Annotated in this window: 11 protein-coding genes; 5 read left to right on the plus strand and 6 right to left on the minus strand. The window is 63.5% G+C overall.

The window, feature by feature from the left end:
- Positions 1-367 precede the first annotated feature (367 nt).
- On the plus strand, positions 368-877 hold the full coding sequence (locus NCR98_RS21370) for a redoxin domain-containing protein (RefSeq protein WP_250467907.1): 510 nt from the start codon (positions 368-370) through the stop codon (positions 875-877).
- Positions 874-1,404 carry a DsbA family protein gene (locus NCR98_RS21375; RefSeq protein ID WP_244831229.1) on the plus strand — a complete coding sequence of 177 codons (531 nt, stop codon included), beginning with the start codon at positions 874-876 and terminating at the stop codon, positions 1,402-1,404. The genes NCR98_RS21370 and NCR98_RS21375 overlap by 4 nt, the downstream gene beginning before the upstream one ends.
- Positions 1,405-1,504: 100 nt before the next feature.
- Here the strand turns inward: NCR98_RS21375 and NCR98_RS21380 are convergent, their stop codons facing one another.
- The 6 genes from NCR98_RS21380 to NCR98_RS21405 form a co-directional block, all read right to left on the minus strand.
- The gene (locus NCR98_RS21380) at positions 1,505-3,766 is read right to left on the minus strand and encodes a xanthine dehydrogenase family protein molybdopterin-binding subunit (protein ID WP_250527205.1); all 2,262 of its coding nucleotides are present in this window, start codon (positions 3,764-3,766) and stop codon (positions 1,505-1,507) included.
- Positions 3,763-4,239: a (2Fe-2S)-binding protein gene (locus NCR98_RS21385; protein WP_244831231.1), complete on the minus strand. Its 477-nt coding sequence runs from the start codon at positions 4,237-4,239 to the stop codon at positions 3,763-3,765. Before NCR98_RS21385 ends, NCR98_RS21380 begins: the two co-directional genes overlap by 4 nt.
- Positions 4,236-5,456 (minus strand): c-type cytochrome, encoded by a 1,221-nt coding sequence (locus tag NCR98_RS21390; RefSeq protein ID WP_502799789.1) that lies wholly within the window; start codon positions 5,454-5,456, stop codon positions 4,236-4,238. Before NCR98_RS21390 ends, NCR98_RS21385 begins: the two co-directional genes overlap by 4 nt.
- Positions 5,457-5,619: 163 nt before the next feature.
- A complete protein-coding gene (locus tag NCR98_RS21395; RefSeq protein ID WP_250527207.1) occupies positions 5,620-6,834 on the minus strand; it encodes an MFS transporter in 1,215 nt (404 codons plus the stop codon).
- Between the two features lie 38 nt (positions 6,835-6,872).
- Complete coding sequence (locus tag NCR98_RS21400) at positions 6,873-8,021, minus strand: FAD binding domain-containing protein (protein ID WP_250527208.1); 1,149 nt, start codon at positions 8,019-8,021, stop codon at positions 6,873-6,875.
- Entirely contained in the window at positions 8,018-8,176 is a 159-nt protein-coding gene (locus NCR98_RS21405) for a hypothetical protein (RefSeq protein WP_250467912.1), read from the minus strand. The genes NCR98_RS21400 and NCR98_RS21405 overlap by 4 nt, the downstream gene beginning before the upstream one ends.
- On the opposite strand from NCR98_RS21405, the gene NCR98_RS21410 reads away from it, so the two are divergent.
- The 3 genes from NCR98_RS21410 (at position 8,175) to NCR98_RS21420 (ending at position 15,775) form a co-directional block, all read left to right on the plus strand.
- Positions 8,175-9,104 (plus strand): LysR family transcriptional regulator, encoded by a 930-nt coding sequence (locus tag NCR98_RS21410; protein ID WP_250527209.1) that lies wholly within the window; start codon positions 8,175-8,177, stop codon positions 9,102-9,104. The genes NCR98_RS21405 and NCR98_RS21410 overlap by 2 nt on opposite strands.
- A gap of 405 nt (positions 9,105-9,509) precedes the next feature.
- The gene (locus tag NCR98_RS21415) at positions 9,510-10,151 is read left to right on the plus strand and encodes an HD domain-containing protein (protein ID WP_244831936.1); all 642 of its coding nucleotides are present in this window, start codon (positions 9,510-9,512) and stop codon (positions 10,149-10,151) included.
- A 38-nt stretch (positions 10,152-10,189) separates the two neighbouring features.
- Positions 10,190-15,775 (plus strand): AAA family ATPase, encoded by a 5,586-nt coding sequence (locus NCR98_RS21420; protein WP_250527210.1) that lies wholly within the window; start codon positions 10,190-10,192, stop codon positions 15,773-15,775.
- Positions 15,776-15,784: the final 9 nt, after the last annotated feature.

Here is a 15,784-nt window from a genome sequence, read left to right on the forward strand (position 1 = left end):
TTATTGATGCCAAAAAAATTGATAAACGGGGCTTCAAGGCAACGCAGCATTGCATTCGCTGCCATGCAGAGAGGGTGAAGCGGCGCCGAAGCGGGCCCGCCAATGCCGGCAGAATAGGGACGTGAAGAGAAAAGACGGAGTCGCGGCGGCAACTCAAGCATCGCCCACTCACCCATTCTTTGAAAAACTGTTCCGAAAACGCACGGCAGCGTCGCCGACTATACGAAGGTCTATAAAAATCCACCTCGGTCGTGATCCGGCAATCCCCACGGATAGCTTTTTACGCAGCGCCATCCGGCCTATCCTCGTTTACACGACGACCGCTGCGGCAGGGCGGTTCACCCACATCGGAGGAAACAAGCCGGCCATGACCACCTCGCTTTCTCACGCGGCACCCATCATTCAGATTGGCACGAGCGCGCCGGACTTCACCTTGCAGGCCACGCCGGATCAGAAAATCTCGCTCTCCGAATTGCGCGGCACGCCGGTAGTCATCGCGTTCTATCCGGCGGACTGGAGTCCAGTTTGCGGCGATGAACTCGGTCTCTTCAACGCCGCGCTATCGTCGATCCATCGGCTGCGTGCGCAGCTCGTCGGCATCTCCGTGGATAGCGCGTGGTCGCACGCGGCGTTCGCATCGCAACGCAAGCTGCACTTTCCGCTGCTCGCCGACTTCGAGCCGAAAGGCGAAGTGGCGCGACGCTACGGCGTGTATCGCGTGGCCGAAGGCGTCGCCGAGCGCGCGTTGTTCGTGCTCGACGCCAACGGCGTGGTGCGCTGGGCCTACGTTTCTCCGATCACCGTGAATCCGGGCGTCGATGGAATTCTCGACGCGCTCGAGCAATTGAACTCATCCACGAAACAGGACGCGCAATGAGCCATCTTTCTCCGCCGGTCGGCCCGCTCGATCACATTCAGGGCGACGCCGAAGCACCCGTGACGCTCGTCGAATACGGCGACTTCGAATGCCCCTATTGCGGCGCCGAGTACGGCGTAATCAAGGCCGTGCAGGCGGCCATGGGCGCGCAATTGCGGTTCGTTTTCCGGCATTTTCCGTTGACCGACATGCACGCGCATGCGCTTCATGCGGCCGAGTTCGCGGAAGCCGCGGCGAGCATCGGCAAGTTCTGGGAAGCGCACGACGTGCTGTATGAGCATCAGGCATCGCTTGGCGATCGCGCGCTCGCGCAATACGCGGCGCAACTCGGCGTGCCCGCGCACGCGCTTTCGAATGCGTTCGATGGCGCCTTCGACGCGCGCATCCAGCAAGACTTCGATGGCGGCTTGCGAAGCGGCGTGAATGGCACGCCGACGTTGTTCATCAACGGGCATCGCTATGACGGCGAGCGCGATGCGGCGAGCTTGCTCGAAGCGTTGCGGGCGGTGCTCGATCGCGTGCAATAACCGAAGCACGAGCGCCTCAAGTCTCCAGGGGGCGCTGCCTCGCGTGAGTTCTCGTCAGTCAGCGGCATGTGTTCCAACCCGCTGCATTCGTGCGCGGCGGCTAGTCCAACCGCCGCCGCAGCCCGTCGCCCGCTAGCGGCATGTCGCGCAGCCTCTTCCCCGTGGCGTCGAAGAGCGCGTTGCCGAGCGCGCCCGCGGTCGGTCCCATCGACGCTTCCGCTGCACCGAGAAACGGCGCGCCCGGTCTATCGATCAGATGCACGTTGACCGCGCGGGGCACGGCGGAAAATCGCAGGATCGGGTAACTGCTCCAGTCGAAGCTGCGGATGCGCTTCGTATCGAACTGCAATTCCTCGTACAGCGTCCAGCTCGCCGACTGCAGAACGCCGCCCTCGATCTGATTGCGAATACCGTCGGGATTCACGATCTGCCCGGAATCCACCGCGACCTCGGCATGTTCCAGCACCACCTGACCGGTTTCGGGAACCACGGATACCTCGACCGCTATCGCCACATAAGCCATCAGATTCTTGTACTTGGCGAATGCGAAGCCGACGCCGTGATTGCGCTTGCGCGGCGCACGCGGCCAGCCGAACTTCTCCGCCGCAAGCGCGATGACATCGCGGGCGCGCGGGTCGTGCATATGCTTCAGCCGGAACGCGACGGGCTCCGCGTTCGCGGCGGCCGCCAGTTCGTCCATGAACATCTCGATGGTGAACACGTTCATATGCGCGCCGAGCGAACGCATGGCTGACGTATGCAGCGGCATCGTCGGCGAGAAGTTGTTCATCACGTGAAGATTGGGGAACGTGTAGAGCGGAATGGCGTTGCGGTCGCCGCCGCCTTCAGGCTGCACCATTGGCGTCGAAGGCGCGGGCGCGAACGGATGTTCCAGCATCTGCGCCGGAATCAACCGGCCCGCGTTCACGATCCGCTCGTTATGCGAGCTGCTCCAAAGCGCATAATTCCAGTCGACGATATTCCCGCCAGCGTCGAGCGACGCGCTCACTTCAGTGACCATCGCGGGCGTGTAGTGGTCCCACGTGTGCTCCTGTTCGCGCATCCATTGCATGCGCACGGGCTGGCCTTCCAGTTCCCGTGCGATGAGCGCGGCGTGCGCGGCGACATCGTCCGCGCCGTTGTGACCGTAGCAGCCCGATCCTTCGACATGGATGCAACGTACCTTTTCCTTCGGCATGGACAGCATCTCGGCGAGGCCGTCGCGTAACGGATACACGCCTTGCGAATGCGTCCATACAGTCATCGCGCCGTGCTCGAACATAGCGACGGCGCAGGATGGTCCGATCGAGCCGTGCATCATGTAGCGGCGCGTGTAGCGAGCGTCGAGCGTCTTTGCCGGCGTGCCAGCCGCGCCGTGTGTATCGGCGATCTCGATATGCTGCGTCGAGATCGTCTTCAAATCGCGATGCACGGTGGCCGGATCGGGTAAGGCGCGCCCCGCGCTCCACTGGCTTCCCGCGGCGAGCGCGCGTTGCGCCTGCACCGCTTGCCATTCGCCTTTGGCCACCACGGCAAGCATGCTGCCGTTTCTGATGACCTTGATGACGCCCGGCATCTTCATGATGGCGGGCGTGTTGGTTTCCATGAGCCGCGCCTCGTACACGGGCGGCATCACCACGCGGGCGTGGACCATGCCGGGCATCGTCATGTCCTGAACATAGCTCACGCCGCCCGTGACCTTGCGCGGAATATCCACGCGCGGCAACGACGTGCCGATCATGTCGAAGCTCGCGGGATTCTTGAGCGGCGAGACCGCCGACGCCACGCGATGCAGATCGATCATGCCGACCGCTTCGCCGTACGTCATGCTTCGTCCGTCTGGCGCTTCGATGACCGCATCGTGCGTGCGGAGCACATTGCTGGCGACGCCGAAATGACGAGCGGCCGCATCGACGAGAAGCCCGCGCACTTGTGCCGATGCGTTCAGCAACGCGCTGCCGCTATCGGCAATGGTGTGACTGCCCGCGGTGAGACCTTCGTCCGGCGAGGCGCCCGTATCGGCGGTGAGGAAGTCGATGAGCGCGGGCGCCATGTCCAGTTCCTCGGCGGCGATCTGCAGGAGCGCGGTTCGCACGCCCGTGCCTAGCTCGACCTTGCCGGTGTAGACGGTGACCTTGCCCGTGCGATCGATCTTGATCCACGAATCGAGATACGGATTGGTCTTGAGGCTGCCCGCGAGCGCCTGCGTCGCCCGGCCGATGTGCACTTCGGCGCCTTCGTCGGCGATCACTTCCTGAGCCATGGCGCTCACGCCGGGAAGCATGCTGAAGCTCACGACGAGCGCGCCGGACATGAGAAAGCGCCGCCGTTTCTCGTCGATCCTGTCTTCCGCGACGCTCATTGCGCGCCTCCGTTCGGTGCGCTCAGATGCGCGACTTCGCGGATCGCGGCGAGAATCCGCATGTGCGTGCCGCACCGGCAAAGGTTCGGCTCCATGTGTTCGAGCAGTTCGCTCTCGGTCGGATGCGGATTGCGGTCGATGAGCGCCTGCGCGCGCATGATCATGCCGGCGATGCAGTAGCCGCACTGCGCGGCCTGATGATCGATGAACGCTTTTTGCAGCGCGCCGGGATGCTGGATCGTGCCGAGACTCTCGATGGTCCGCACGGGCCGCTTGCCGATGGCCGCGACAGGAATCAGGCATGAGAACACGGCTTCGCCATCCACGATCACGGTGCAAGCGCCGCATTGCCCGAGGCCGCAGCCGAACTTCGCGCCATGCAGTTGCAGGTTCTCGCGCAGGGCATAGAGCAGCGGTGTCGAAGGATCGATGTCGAGCGCGTGCTGCGCGCCGTTGACGGTGAGGTTGATCATCGCGCGTGATTCTCCTTTCTGATGCTGGCCGCCATGGCGTCAATGCCGGTCCACGGATCGCGTTGCGAGTACGTCGCCCGAATGTAGGACGCGAGATCGGCGATCTGCCGGTCGTCGTAGATCTGGCCGAAGCCGGGCATGTAGTTCGTGCTGTCTTCGCCATGCCAGCCGTTGCCGCTCAACATCATCTGGATTGCGTTGCGCGGCGTCGCGGCATTGACGGCGCTGCTGAACGCGAGCGTGGGGCGCTCGCCGATAGACTGCATCGGCGCGGCCGGGCCGTGGCATTGCGCGCACGATGCGGCGAAGAGCGTCGCGCCACGTCGTATCGCGGGCGATGTGTCTTCCGGCGCGACGCTATCGGCGATGGCGGGCCGTGCTTTCTGTATCGACATGAGATACGCGGCGATTGCCTGCACGTCTTCTTCGGGCACGGTTGCGAGATCGCGCGTGACGGGCAGCATGGGGCCGGCGGCCGCGCCGTGTTCGCTCGCGCGACCGGTACGCAGATACGTCACGAGTTGCTCGCGCGTCCACGGCTTCGGCGCTGCATACAGTGCGTTGAGCGCGGGCGCTTCCCAGCCGTCGACGATGCCGCCATCGAACGCACGTCCAGCCTTTTCTCCGCCGATCGGATTGAGCGGCGAATGACACGATGCACAGTGACCGAGGCCATCTACGAGCAGCTTGCCGCGATTCCATTCGGCGTCTTTGGATGCATCCGGATGCTCCGGACCCGGCCGTAAAAAGAGCACGTTCCAGAAGGCGAGCAAGGGCCGGAAGTTCAACGGAAAGATGAGCCGATTGGCGGGCGCGCTTGCTTTCACGGGTTCGCGCGTCATCAGGTAGGCATAGGCTGCCGCGATATCGCTGTCAGGCATACGCGTGAAGTGGATATACGGAAACGCGGGATACAGTAGGTGCCCGTCGCTCGCGATTCCATGGCGCAACGCGCGCGTGAAGGCTTCGAGCGACCAGTCGCCGATGCCTGTCGCAACGTCCGGCGTGATGTTGGTCGCGTAGATCGTGCCGAAGGGCGTGGCGAGCGGCAGGCCGCCCGCGAACGGCTTGCCGCCCTTGGCCGTGTGACACACGATGCAGTCGCCCAACGCGACGACGCGCGCGCCCGCGAGCCGCGTGTTTGCGTCGAACGACGCCGGCGCGGGTGGCGTGACCGGTGCGATGGCCGGTTGCCACATCAGCCATGCGGCGATCATCAGCGCGGCGGCGACCACCACGCTTACGCCCGCCAGCAATCGGGACTTGCGAGTCATTCACGCACCTTTGGAAGTGGTCATGCAACTACCGGTCAAAGTATCGACCGCCCGCGAAAATGTCCTGAAGCGGCGCTGAAATCTTGTTAAGGCAAACGAGCTTTCATTAAGCGTGACGAGCCGCATGTCCCCGTCCGATGGCGAGATAGTGCGTGAGCGCGATCAACGGAAACGCCGTTGCCACCGTTGCCACCAGCGGCCAGCCGCCATGCTCGTAAAGCGGACTCGCCAGCGCCGATCCGACCGCGCCGCCCACGAAGATGCTCGTCATGTAAAGCGCGTTGAGACGATTGCGGCTCGCCGCGTGCAGCGCATAGATCTCGCGCTGGCCGAGCACCATGTTCATCTGCACGCCGAAGTCGAGCACGATGCCTGTCGCCACCAATCCGATCACGCCCCATGCCGGATGAATCAACGCCGGCGCGTATGCCAGCGCGCCCACCACCAGCGCGATGAGCGTCGCGCGCACCGTGTGGCCCGCATCCGCGAGCCGTCCCGCTACCGGTGCCGACGTCGCGCCTATCGCGCCGACCAGCGCGAAGATGCCGATCTGCGTTTGCGACAGTCCGAAGTGACGCGTCAACTCGACGGGAATCGCGGTCCAGAAAAGGCTGAACGAAGCGAACATCAGCGCCTGATAAAACGAACGATGCCGCAAGACGGGCATCGTGCGAATCAAGTGTCCAAGCGAGCCGATGAGTTCGAAATACGTGGCCTTGTGATCCGGCTGGCGACGCGGAATGGTCAACGCGAGCACGCTCGTGACGACCGCCATCAACACGGCCGCACAGCCGAATACCGCGCGCCAGCCGAAGTGACCGGCGACCACGCTCGATATGGGGCGCGACAGCAAAATGCCGAGCAAGAGTCCGCTCATGATGGTGCCGACCACCTTGCCGCGCGACTCGTCGGGCGCGAGATGCGCGGCAAGCGGAATCAGAATCTGCACGGCAACCGAACTGAAGCCGACCAGGAGCGAGACGCCGAGAAACAAGCCCGCCTGATGCGTGAACGCCGCGGCGGCAAGGCTCGCGATCGACACCAGCGCGGTGATGATCATCAACTTGCGGTTTTCCAGCAGGTCGCCGAGCGGTACGAGAAAGAACAGGCCGATTGCATAGCCGATCTGCGTGAGCGACACGATCATGCTCGCCGCGCCGCCCGACATATGGATGTCCGGTGCAATCAGCTCGGTAATCGGCTGCGCATAGTAGAGATTCGCGACGATAGCGCCGCAACAGAACGCGAACAACGCAATGAGCCCGCGTGTCAGCTTGACGGGGCTGCTACTGCCCGTCGTGGTGGATGCTTGGGTCGACATGACGACTCCTCGAATCAAAAAATAAGAAAGCGGCGCGCTCAATGCCCGACCTTCATCAGGCGGTTGCCGAGCGAAATTCCCAGATCGGTCATGCGCCGGCCGAGTTGCAATTGCTGATGCTCCCAACGTCGCAAAGCGGTATCGATGGTCTCGCCGCCATCCGCCGCCGCCGATAACGCCAGCGCCAGCGCATGTGCATTGGCCGCCGCCTTGGCGGTGCTGCCCGCCGTATGCGGCCGTGGCACGGATGCCGCATCGCCCAGCAGCAGCGCGCGTCCGAACACCATTTGCGGCGAGCGCAGATCGACGATCGGCTGCATGAACGGATCGTCCGTGGATTCGACGAGCGCGCGGAAAGTCGGGCCAAGCATGGTCCGCGCTTCGTCGCGCAACTGAACGATGTCGGCGTTCTTGGTCGAACCCGGCGGCAACGAAAACGCGCGCTTCTCGCCATGACGATCGACGAGCAGTTCACCGAGCCGTTCGGCGCCGTACTTGCGATACCAGACCCAGTTCCAGCGACGCTCGCCGGGCACGGTCGAATCGTCATCGCCGGGAATGAGGTATGAAAGCCCCGAGTGCCCGTCGCCGTCCTGAAACGCGAAGCGGTCGCGCAGCATGTTCGCGGCGAAAATCGGCAGGTCGGGTTCCTCGACAAGTCCGCGCCACGCCACGTAACCTGCATAGACCGGCACGATCTCGGGCAAGAGCCGCCGCCTGAGTGTCGAGCGGATACCGTCCGCGCCGATCAGCAGATCGGCCTCGACGCTGCGGCCGCTTTCGAAGCGCGCGACGACGCGCTCGCCGTCCTGATCGAAATCGACGAAGGTCTCGCCCGCATGAAGCGCCTGCGCCGGCAAGGCGTTTTTCATCGCGCGATAGAGCAGGCTCCACGACGTCTGCATCTGCGGCATGTGGAACTGTTCGAGCACGCGGTCTTCGCGATCCAGATAGATGCGATCGCCCGAATTCACGCCCGGCGGATTCGGCACTGCGACGCCCGCAAATGCGAGCGCTTCCAGCACATCCGGCTGCAACACGACTCCGCCGCCCCGGCTTTCGAGCTGGTTCGGCGAGGTTTCGAAAACATCGGCATGCCAGCCTGCCGCGCGCAGGGCGTTGGCCGTGAGCAAGCCGCCAAGCGATCCGCCGATGACGACGGCACGCGGTTTATCGAACGCGTTCATGCTGCTTTCCTTTGCGCCGCTAAACGCCGCGCGGTGATGAACCCTTCCGGAGCCGATGCACGCAGCTTATGCGTTGCGTCGCGATTGTTGAATATGGATAGAATGCAAGTTCGCGTTGCGTCGGGCGCAACGAAATGTGGATTGAGGGCGAACATGGACAAGCTCCTCGCGGTCAGGACGCTGCTGGAAGTCGCGGACGCTGGCGGCTTCTCGAAGGCAGCGCAACGTCTGGGCGTAGCCACGTCATCGGTCACGCGTCTCATGGATTCGCTCGAAGACTCGCTCGGCGCCGCGCTGCTCACGCGCACGCCGCGCAAAGTCAGCCTCACGGATGCCGGAATCGCGTATGTCGAGCAGGTTTCGAAAGTGCTCGACGACCTCGCCGAAGCCGACGAAAGCGTATTCGACAGCGGCGCGGCGCCCGTGGGCACGCTCCGGATCTCGGCGCCATCCACGTACAGCCGCCTGTGCCTCGCGCCGCATCTTGCGACGTTCCTCGCGGAGCATCCGCGCGTGTTTCTCGATGTCGTCATCGCCGATCACTTCACGGACCTCGCGCTCGATCGAATCGATGTTGCGATCCGCATCGGCCGCGCCGACCGCGACGCCAATCTCATCGCCAAAAAGCTCGCGGACAATCCGCGCCATGTCGTGGCAAGCCACGCGTATCTCGCCCGCAACGGCACGCCGCAGACACCGCAGGACCTCGACGCGCACGAGTGCCTGCGCTTCGCGTACGGCGGCGGCTATCGCACGCGCCAGGTCTGGACCTTCCGGCGCGATGGCGACGAACAGCGTGTCGATGTGCGCGGTCATCTGCTGTCGAATAATCTCGACATCCTTCTCGAAAGCGTCGTATCCGGACGAGGCATTGCGTTGCTGCCCGAATGGCAAGTCGCGCCCGACATTCGCACGGGCCGCGTGGTGCGTCTCTTCGAACAGTTCGACGCCAGTCCTCACTCGGGCGATGCCGTGGTCTACGCCGCGTATCTGTCCAATCGCCGGCAATCCAGCAAGGTGCGCGCGCTCGTGCAGTTTCTCGAAACGCGTCTGCGCGCTTCGGGCGAAGACCGAGGCTCTTGAACTGAGTGCAGTGTAGGAACGCCGCCCGGCTAAAGTCCTGCAAAAAACGTGAAATGTTCTGAGGCGGCGCGTGGGCGCGGGAAAGACGCTTGAACGACATGCTTCGCCGCGCATCGGATTAAGAAGTTTTAAGGACCGTCGCGCTTAGTTGGCGCTTAGTTGGCGCGTGGTTCGGGCGTGGTGCGTTGAGACTGCCTGGCATCTCGCGTATTCACCCTCGTTCACGGTTCTTGGCGCCAATCCGCCTCGCAGCGCTTAAGGCTTTTTTAGAACCCGCCAAAGCCTTTAAAGATTCGTTTCGCTACCCTCTGACAAAGAACGCGGACTGCGAACGGTCCTCGACGTCATGCGAATGCAGCGCGTCGTGACGGACCGCTCGCCATGTCTCGACACACAGGAGCGGGCATGAAGCTGACGATTGCAGGCGTGGCGATTCCCGATACCGCGATGGCTCAGGCCGCCACGAATCTGATCAGCGCCACGCAATCCGTCCTGATGTTTCATCACGCGCTTCGCTCGTTCCTGTTCGGCGCACTGACCGGCCACCGCGAGAACAGGCCCTTCGATGCCGAACTGCTCTACCTCGGCGCGCTGTTTCACGATGTCGGACTGAACACGCGCTTCCAGCACTCGCCGAACCGTTTCGAAGTGGACAGCGCCGATGCCGCGCGCGACTTCATGCGTCAGCACGGCGTGGCCGAGCGTCAGATCGAAGAGGTGTGGCTCGGCATCGCGCTGCATACGACGCCCGGCATTCCGGAACATCTTTCGACGCTGGTCGCGCTCATTGCCGCCGGCGTGCAGATGGACGTGACGGGCGCGCGTTACGACCAGTTCAGCGAGCCTGAGCGCGATGAGATCGTGCAGGCGTATCCGCGGGAAACCGGCTTCAAGAAGAAGTTGATCGAAGCGTATGCGCGCGGCATGGAGCATCGGCCGGATACGACCTTCGGCACGGTGAACGCCGACGTGCTCGATCGCTGGGACCCGAACTACCGGCGACTGAACTTCTGCGGGCTGGTGTTGGGATCGGACTGGCCGAACTGAAATCGAAGGCTATTGCACATGGCCGAAGGAGAGATGAATTGAGCACCGAGGCATTCATCGACGGGACGCGCAAGGCGTCGTCTGGCTCCGGCATCGCCGTGCATTTCGATCAGCTCTGGTTCGATCAGCTCGTACTCGAAGCGCTGCTCGTGGATGGCGAGATCGTGCGGCATCGCGCGAGAACGCAAGACGGCGCGCGGTCCTGGCTCGTCGCGGCGCCTGCCGGTCCTTCTTCCGATGCCGTGTTGCGGCGTCTCAGGCAAGAGTTTGCGCCGGCCGGGAAGCTCGATTCCGCGTGGGCCGTGCGGCCGCTCGCGCTCTTGAGGCTCGAACGCGGGCCGGTGCTCGTCTATGAAGACCAGGGTGGCGCGCCGATTCTTCCACGCGCCGATGGCACGATTGCACTCGGCCGCTTTCTGCGCATTGCCGTGGGCGCGGCGCAGTCGCTCGCGCTCGCGCACGAACGCGGCGTTCTGCACGGCGACATCAAGCCTTCGAATCTGCTGGAAGGCGCCGATGGCACGATGCGCTTGCTCGGCTTTCGCGCTTCGACGAGCGAAGCTGCTGAGTTTATCGACCACGCCGATACCTTGAGCGGCACGCTGGCGTATATGTCGCCGGAGCAGGCGAGACGCGCGGAAGAACAGGCCGACGAGCGCAGCGATCTCTATTCTCTCGGCGTGACCCTGTACGAGCTATTGACCGGCCACTTGCCGTTCGAAGCGGCGGATGCGGTTGAATGGATCTTCAATCACGTCGCGCGGCAGCCCGCCGATCCGCGCCGCTACCGCGCGTCATTGCCCGATGTGCTAGGTTCAATCGTACTCAAGTTGCTTGCCAAGAGTCCTGCGGAACGCTATCAAAGTGCGTCGAGTCTCGAAGCCGATCTGCGGCACTGTCTTGCCGACTGGAACGAGATGCAGCATATCGTCCCGTTCGAACCGGCCGCGAAAGACAACGTCAAGAATCTCGCCTTTACGCATCGTCTGTTTGGACGTGTGCATGAATATCAGGCGCTGCGGGACGCCTTCGATCGCAACGCGCGGCAGGGCGCCGCCGAACTCATCCTCGTGTCCGGCTATTCGGGCGCGGGCAAGTCGGAGCTCGTGCGCAGCGTGCATCGCGCGACCGCGCAGAGTGCCGCGCTCTTCGCCTCCGGCAAGCTCGAACAGTACGGTCAGAACGCGCCTTATGCGCCGTTGATGCAGGCCATCCGTTCGCTCTTTCAGCGCATTCTCGGTGAGAGCGACAGCGAACTCGACCGCTGGCGCGCCGTGCTTTGCGAGGCGGTCGGTTTGCAGGGGAAACTCATCGTGAACTTCATTCCCGAGCTGGAACTCGTGCTCGGCGAGCCGCCCGACGTAGCGGAGTTGCCGCCCGTGGAAGCGCAGTTGCGCTTTCAGGCGCTGATCTCGCGGCTTTTGTCCGTGTTCGCGACAGAAGCGCATCCGCTGATTCTCTTCTTCGACGACGTTCACTGGTTCGACGAGGCCACGCTGAACTTCATCGCTGCTTTCGTGGCGCATGCCGATATGCGTCATGTGCTCCTGATCTGCGCGTATCGCGATAACGAAGTGGATCGCTCGCCACGGTTCAAGGCGTTCCTCGATTCGTTGCCCGATGCCGGCGCGCGCGTGAGTTCGCTGGCTGTCGGGCCGCTCGATCCGGCGAATGTCGTGGCCTTGCTCGCCGACGCACTTCATTCCGATGCCGCGCATGTCTTTCCGCTCGCGGCGGTGGTGCACGAAAAAACCGGCGGCAACCCGTTCTTCATCAAGCAACTGCTGCTCGTGCTGGCGGAACATCGGATGATCGTCTACGACGGCGAGGCGCGTCGCTGGACGTGGGACCTGGAACGTATCGGCGAGTACGAATCGTCGGATAACGTCGTCGATCTGATGGTGACGCGGCTTTCGCGCCTGCCGCCAGCGGCGCAGGCGGTGCTCAGGCTGCTCGCGTTCATGGGACGACGGCTCGACCGTTCGACACTCATGCTGATCGATCCCGGCGATGGCGTCGAGTCGGCGCGGCATCTGCAACCCGCGCTCGAAGCAGGGCTCGTCGTATCCGACCGGACGGGCTTCGCCTTCGCTCACGACCGCGTGCAAGAGGCGGCGTATGCGTTGACGCCCGAGCACGAGCGCGGTGTCGAACACGCCCGCATCGCGCGCATTTTGCTGCGAGACTTCAATGCGCGGACGCTGCAATCGGCGTTCGACGTGGCGCACCATATCGAACGCGCTCAGGCGGCGGGCGCGCTTCTCGAACTCGATGCGGACGAGACCGCCGTGTTTGCCACGGTCTGTTTGCAAGCGGCGCGTCAGGCGAAAGAAGCGATCGCTATCCGTTCCGCGCTGAATTATCTGGACGTCGTGCAGGCGCTGCTGCACGCGAACGGCGCGGCGCAGGCCCACGCCGCAAGTTATGAAATGGGCGTGTTGCGCGTGCAGTGTCACATCCTGAACGCCGATTTCGACGCTGCCGGTAAAGAGATCGCCACGCTCTTGCGCGAGGACCTGTCTGTCGTCGCGCGCGCGTCGGTCTACAAGCTCAAGGTCGACATGCAGCAGCATCTGTCGGACTATGAAGCCGCCGTCGAAACCGCGCTCGAAGGCGTTCGGCTGTTCGGCACGGTTCTGCCGCGCTTTCCGCAAGCCGCCGATGTCGAAGCCGCGTATGGCAAGCTCAACGCGTCGCTTGCATCGCGAAGCATCGCCTCGCTCGCGAACCTGCCGACGTTGCGCGACGAGAAGATCGAGTCCGAGATGAACCTGCTCGCGAGCGTCTACGCGCCCGCATCGTTCGTCGATGAACGGCTCGGTTTTCTGCATCTGTGCCACATGGTGCAGATGACCATCGACCACGGCATCACGGCAGCATCGGCGCACTGTCTGTCGTGGTTCGGCGTTTATGTCGCCGAGTTCTTCGGGCGCTACGAGGAAGGCTTCGAGTTCTCGCGGCTGGCGCGCACGCTGGTCGAATCGCGCGGCTTCAACACGGTCGCCACGAGCACGCTGGTGGCGCTCGATACGGTCGCCGTCTGGACTCAGCCGTTGCCCTATGTGCTGGCCTGCGCGCGCGATGCGTTCGAATCCGCCAGGCCGAGCGGCGACCTCACGATGAGTTGTTACGCATGCAATCACATCGTCTCCGATCTGCTGACGATGGGCGCACCGCTCGAACAGGTCGATCGCGAAATCGACCTGGGTTTGTCGTTCGCGCGACGCGTGAGATTCCGGGATGTCGAGGACATCCTGGAACTGCAAAAGCGCTACGTACACAGCCTGACGGGCGGGCCGGGACTGCCGGGCAATTTCGGCTCGGTGGTGGACGGACGCATGACCTTCGACGCCGATCTGCTCGACACGCAGATGACGACGCTGCGTTTCTGGATCTGGCTGCTAAAGGGCATGTCCTGCTACTTTCATGGCGATTACCGCAACGCGTCGTATTGCCTCGCTGAAGCCGGCGAGCTGACGTGGGCGACGCCTGCGCACGTGCATCAACTGGACTATCACTTCTATTCGGCGCTCAATCTCGCGCAAATGTACGAAGCGGACGAAGCCATTGCGCGCATCGAACCGCATCTCGCGAAGCTTACGGTCTGGGCGGAACTCAATCCGGCGACGTTTCTCGACAAGCTGTTGCTGGTCGAAGCCGAAATCGCTCGTCTGGTCGGCAAGCCGCTCGAAGCGCTGGCGCGTTATGAAGAAGCGGCAGCCGCAGCGTCCGAAAGCGGCTTCAGTCATATCGATGCACTCGCGCATCGGCTGGCGTGCGCGTGCTGCGAAGCGAACGGGCTCTTTACGGCCGCGCGGGAACATCGGCGGCGCGCGATCGACGGTTATGCGCGCTGGGGCGCGCATGCGCTCGTCGGCCGACTCGAACGCGATGCGGGTCCGGCACGTGCGACGGCCGTGCGTCAAGCGCTGCCCGAGGTTCCGGTGGCGTCCCGTCCATCGGTCGAAATCGAGGATGCGCAGCATCGCTTTGATTTGCTGTCGGCGCTGAAGTCGTCGCAAGCGCTCTCTGAGGAGATCGTGCTCGACAAGCTGATCCGCACGCTCGTCACGCTCGCTATCGTTCACGCCGGCGCGCGCAGCGGCATCCTGATTCTCATGCAAGGCAACGTGCCCGTGGCCGAAGCGCGCGGACAGGAGACGCCCGAGGGCGTACAGGTTCAGCTGGCCGGCGAAGCGCCCGTGCGCGAGGATTTGCCCGCTTCGGTCCTGTACACGGCGCTGCGCACGCGCAAGCCCGTGGTGGTGGAAGACGCGCAACACGATCCGCGTTTTTCCTTCGATGCAGCCTTGTCCAGCAGGCCGGTTCGTTCCGTATGCTGTCTGCCGCTCGTGAAGCAAGGGCATGCCGTCGGCGCGCTTTACCTCGAAAACGATCTGACGACGGGCGTGTTCACGGAGAGCCGCACGTCGGTGCTCGAATTGCTCGCGTCGCAGGCGGCCATATCGCTCGAAACGGCGCGTCTTTATGCCGAGTTGCTCGAAGAAAACAAGCGTCGCAAGGAAACGGAGGCGGCCTTGCGCATGAGCGAGGAAGCGCTCGCGCTCGGGCAGCGGATAGGCCGCTCGGGAAGCTATATCTGGAACACGCTGACGGGCGAGCGCTATTGGTCGAAAGAACTCTACAACGTGTTTTGCTTGCCAATAGAAGCGAGCGGTCCCGCGACACGCGCGATCATGGAGCGCATTCATCCCGAGGACGTCGCGTTTTATCGGGAGATGGTCGAGCGTGCCGCGCACAAGCGCGTGCCCTTCCGGCAGAAGTTTCGCGTGGTCGCGCCGGACGGCGCCATCAAGCATCTCGAAGTGCTGGGCGAACCGTCCGGCGTGAGCAGCTTCGTCGGCGTGGTCACCGACCTGACCGAACGGCACATGACCGAACTCGCCTTGCAGAACGCGAAGAGCGAACTGGCGAAGGCATCGCGCGCATCGACGATGGGCGAACTCGCCGCTTCGATCGCGCACGAGATCAATCAGCCGCTCGCTTCCATCGTGTCGAACGCGAGTGCGTCCGTGCGCTGGCTCAACCGGCCCGAGCCGGATCTGGCCGAGGCATCGAGCGGCCTGCGCGAGATCGTCAAGGACGGCAAGCGGGCGGGCGATATCATCCGCGCATTGCAGACGCTTGCGAAGGAAACCAAGCCTATTTTCGCGCCGGTCTATATCGATTACGTCGTGCGCGAAGTGTTCGAACTGGCGGCGGCGGAAATAGAACAACGCGGTGTCCTCGTGCGGCTCGATCTGGCTGCGCGTTGTTCGGTAACGGCTGATCGCGTGCAACTGCAACAGGTGCTGTTCAATCTCGTCATGAACGCCGCCGATGCCATGAGCCATCTCGATGCGCGTCAGCGCCTGCTCGCCGTCACGTCCTGCATCGACGACAGGGGCGCCGTGATCGTGTCCGTGCAGGACAACGGCGATGGCATTCGCGAAGACATTGCCGAGCGCATCTTCGACGCGTTCTTCACCACGAAGGACACCGGCATGGGCATGGGGCTCGCCATTTGCAGGTCGATCATCGAGGCGCATGGCGGGACGCTCACCGCGGGACCGGCGTATCCGCGTGGGACGGTGTTCGTCTTCACGCTGTCGGCGGTCGCTTGAAGTCGTTGC

Source organism: Caballeronia sp. GAWG2-1, assembly GCF_023631405.1.
Lineage (GTDB): Bacteria > Pseudomonadota > Gammaproteobacteria > Burkholderiales > Burkholderiaceae > Caballeronia.

What these genes read in the sequence shown, in the direction of transcription:
- NCR98_RS21395 (WP_250527207.1), bottom strand. Translation starts at nt 6,834, where the DNA reads ATGTCGACCCAAGCATCCACCACGACGGGCAGTAGCAGCCCCGTCAAG.
- NCR98_RS21385 (WP_244831231.1), bottom strand. Translation starts at nt 4,239, where the DNA reads ATGATCAACCTCACCGTCAACGGCGCGCAGCACGCGCTCGACATCGAT.
- NCR98_RS21380 (WP_250527205.1), bottom strand. Translation starts at nt 3,766, where the DNA reads ATGAGCGTCGCGGAAGACAGGATCGACGAGAAACGGCGGCGCTTTCTC.
- NCR98_RS21410 (WP_250527209.1), top strand. Translation starts at nt 8,175, where the DNA reads ATGGACAAGCTCCTCGCGGTCAGGACGCTGCTGGAAGTCGCGGACGCT.
- NCR98_RS21415 (WP_244831936.1), top strand. Translation starts at nt 9,510, where the DNA reads ATGAAGCTGACGATTGCAGGCGTGGCGATTCCCGATACCGCGATGGCT.
- NCR98_RS21400 (WP_250527208.1), bottom strand. Translation starts at nt 8,021, where the DNA reads ATGAACGCGTTCGATAAACCGCGTGCCGTCGTCATCGGCGGATCGCTT.
- NCR98_RS21370 (WP_250467907.1), top strand. Translation starts at nt 368, where the DNA reads ATGACCACCTCGCTTTCTCACGCGGCACCCATCATTCAGATTGGCACG.
- NCR98_RS21390 (WP_502799789.1), bottom strand. Translation starts at nt 5,456, where the DNA reads ATGATCGCCGCATGGCTGATGTGGCAACCGGCCATCGCACCGGTCACG.
- NCR98_RS21405 (WP_250467912.1), bottom strand. Translation starts at nt 8,176, where the DNA reads ATGTTCGCCCTCAATCCACATTTCGTTGCGCCCGACGCAACGCGAACT.
- NCR98_RS21375 (WP_244831229.1), top strand. Translation starts at nt 874, where the DNA reads ATGAGCCATCTTTCTCCGCCGGTCGGCCCGCTCGATCACATTCAGGGC.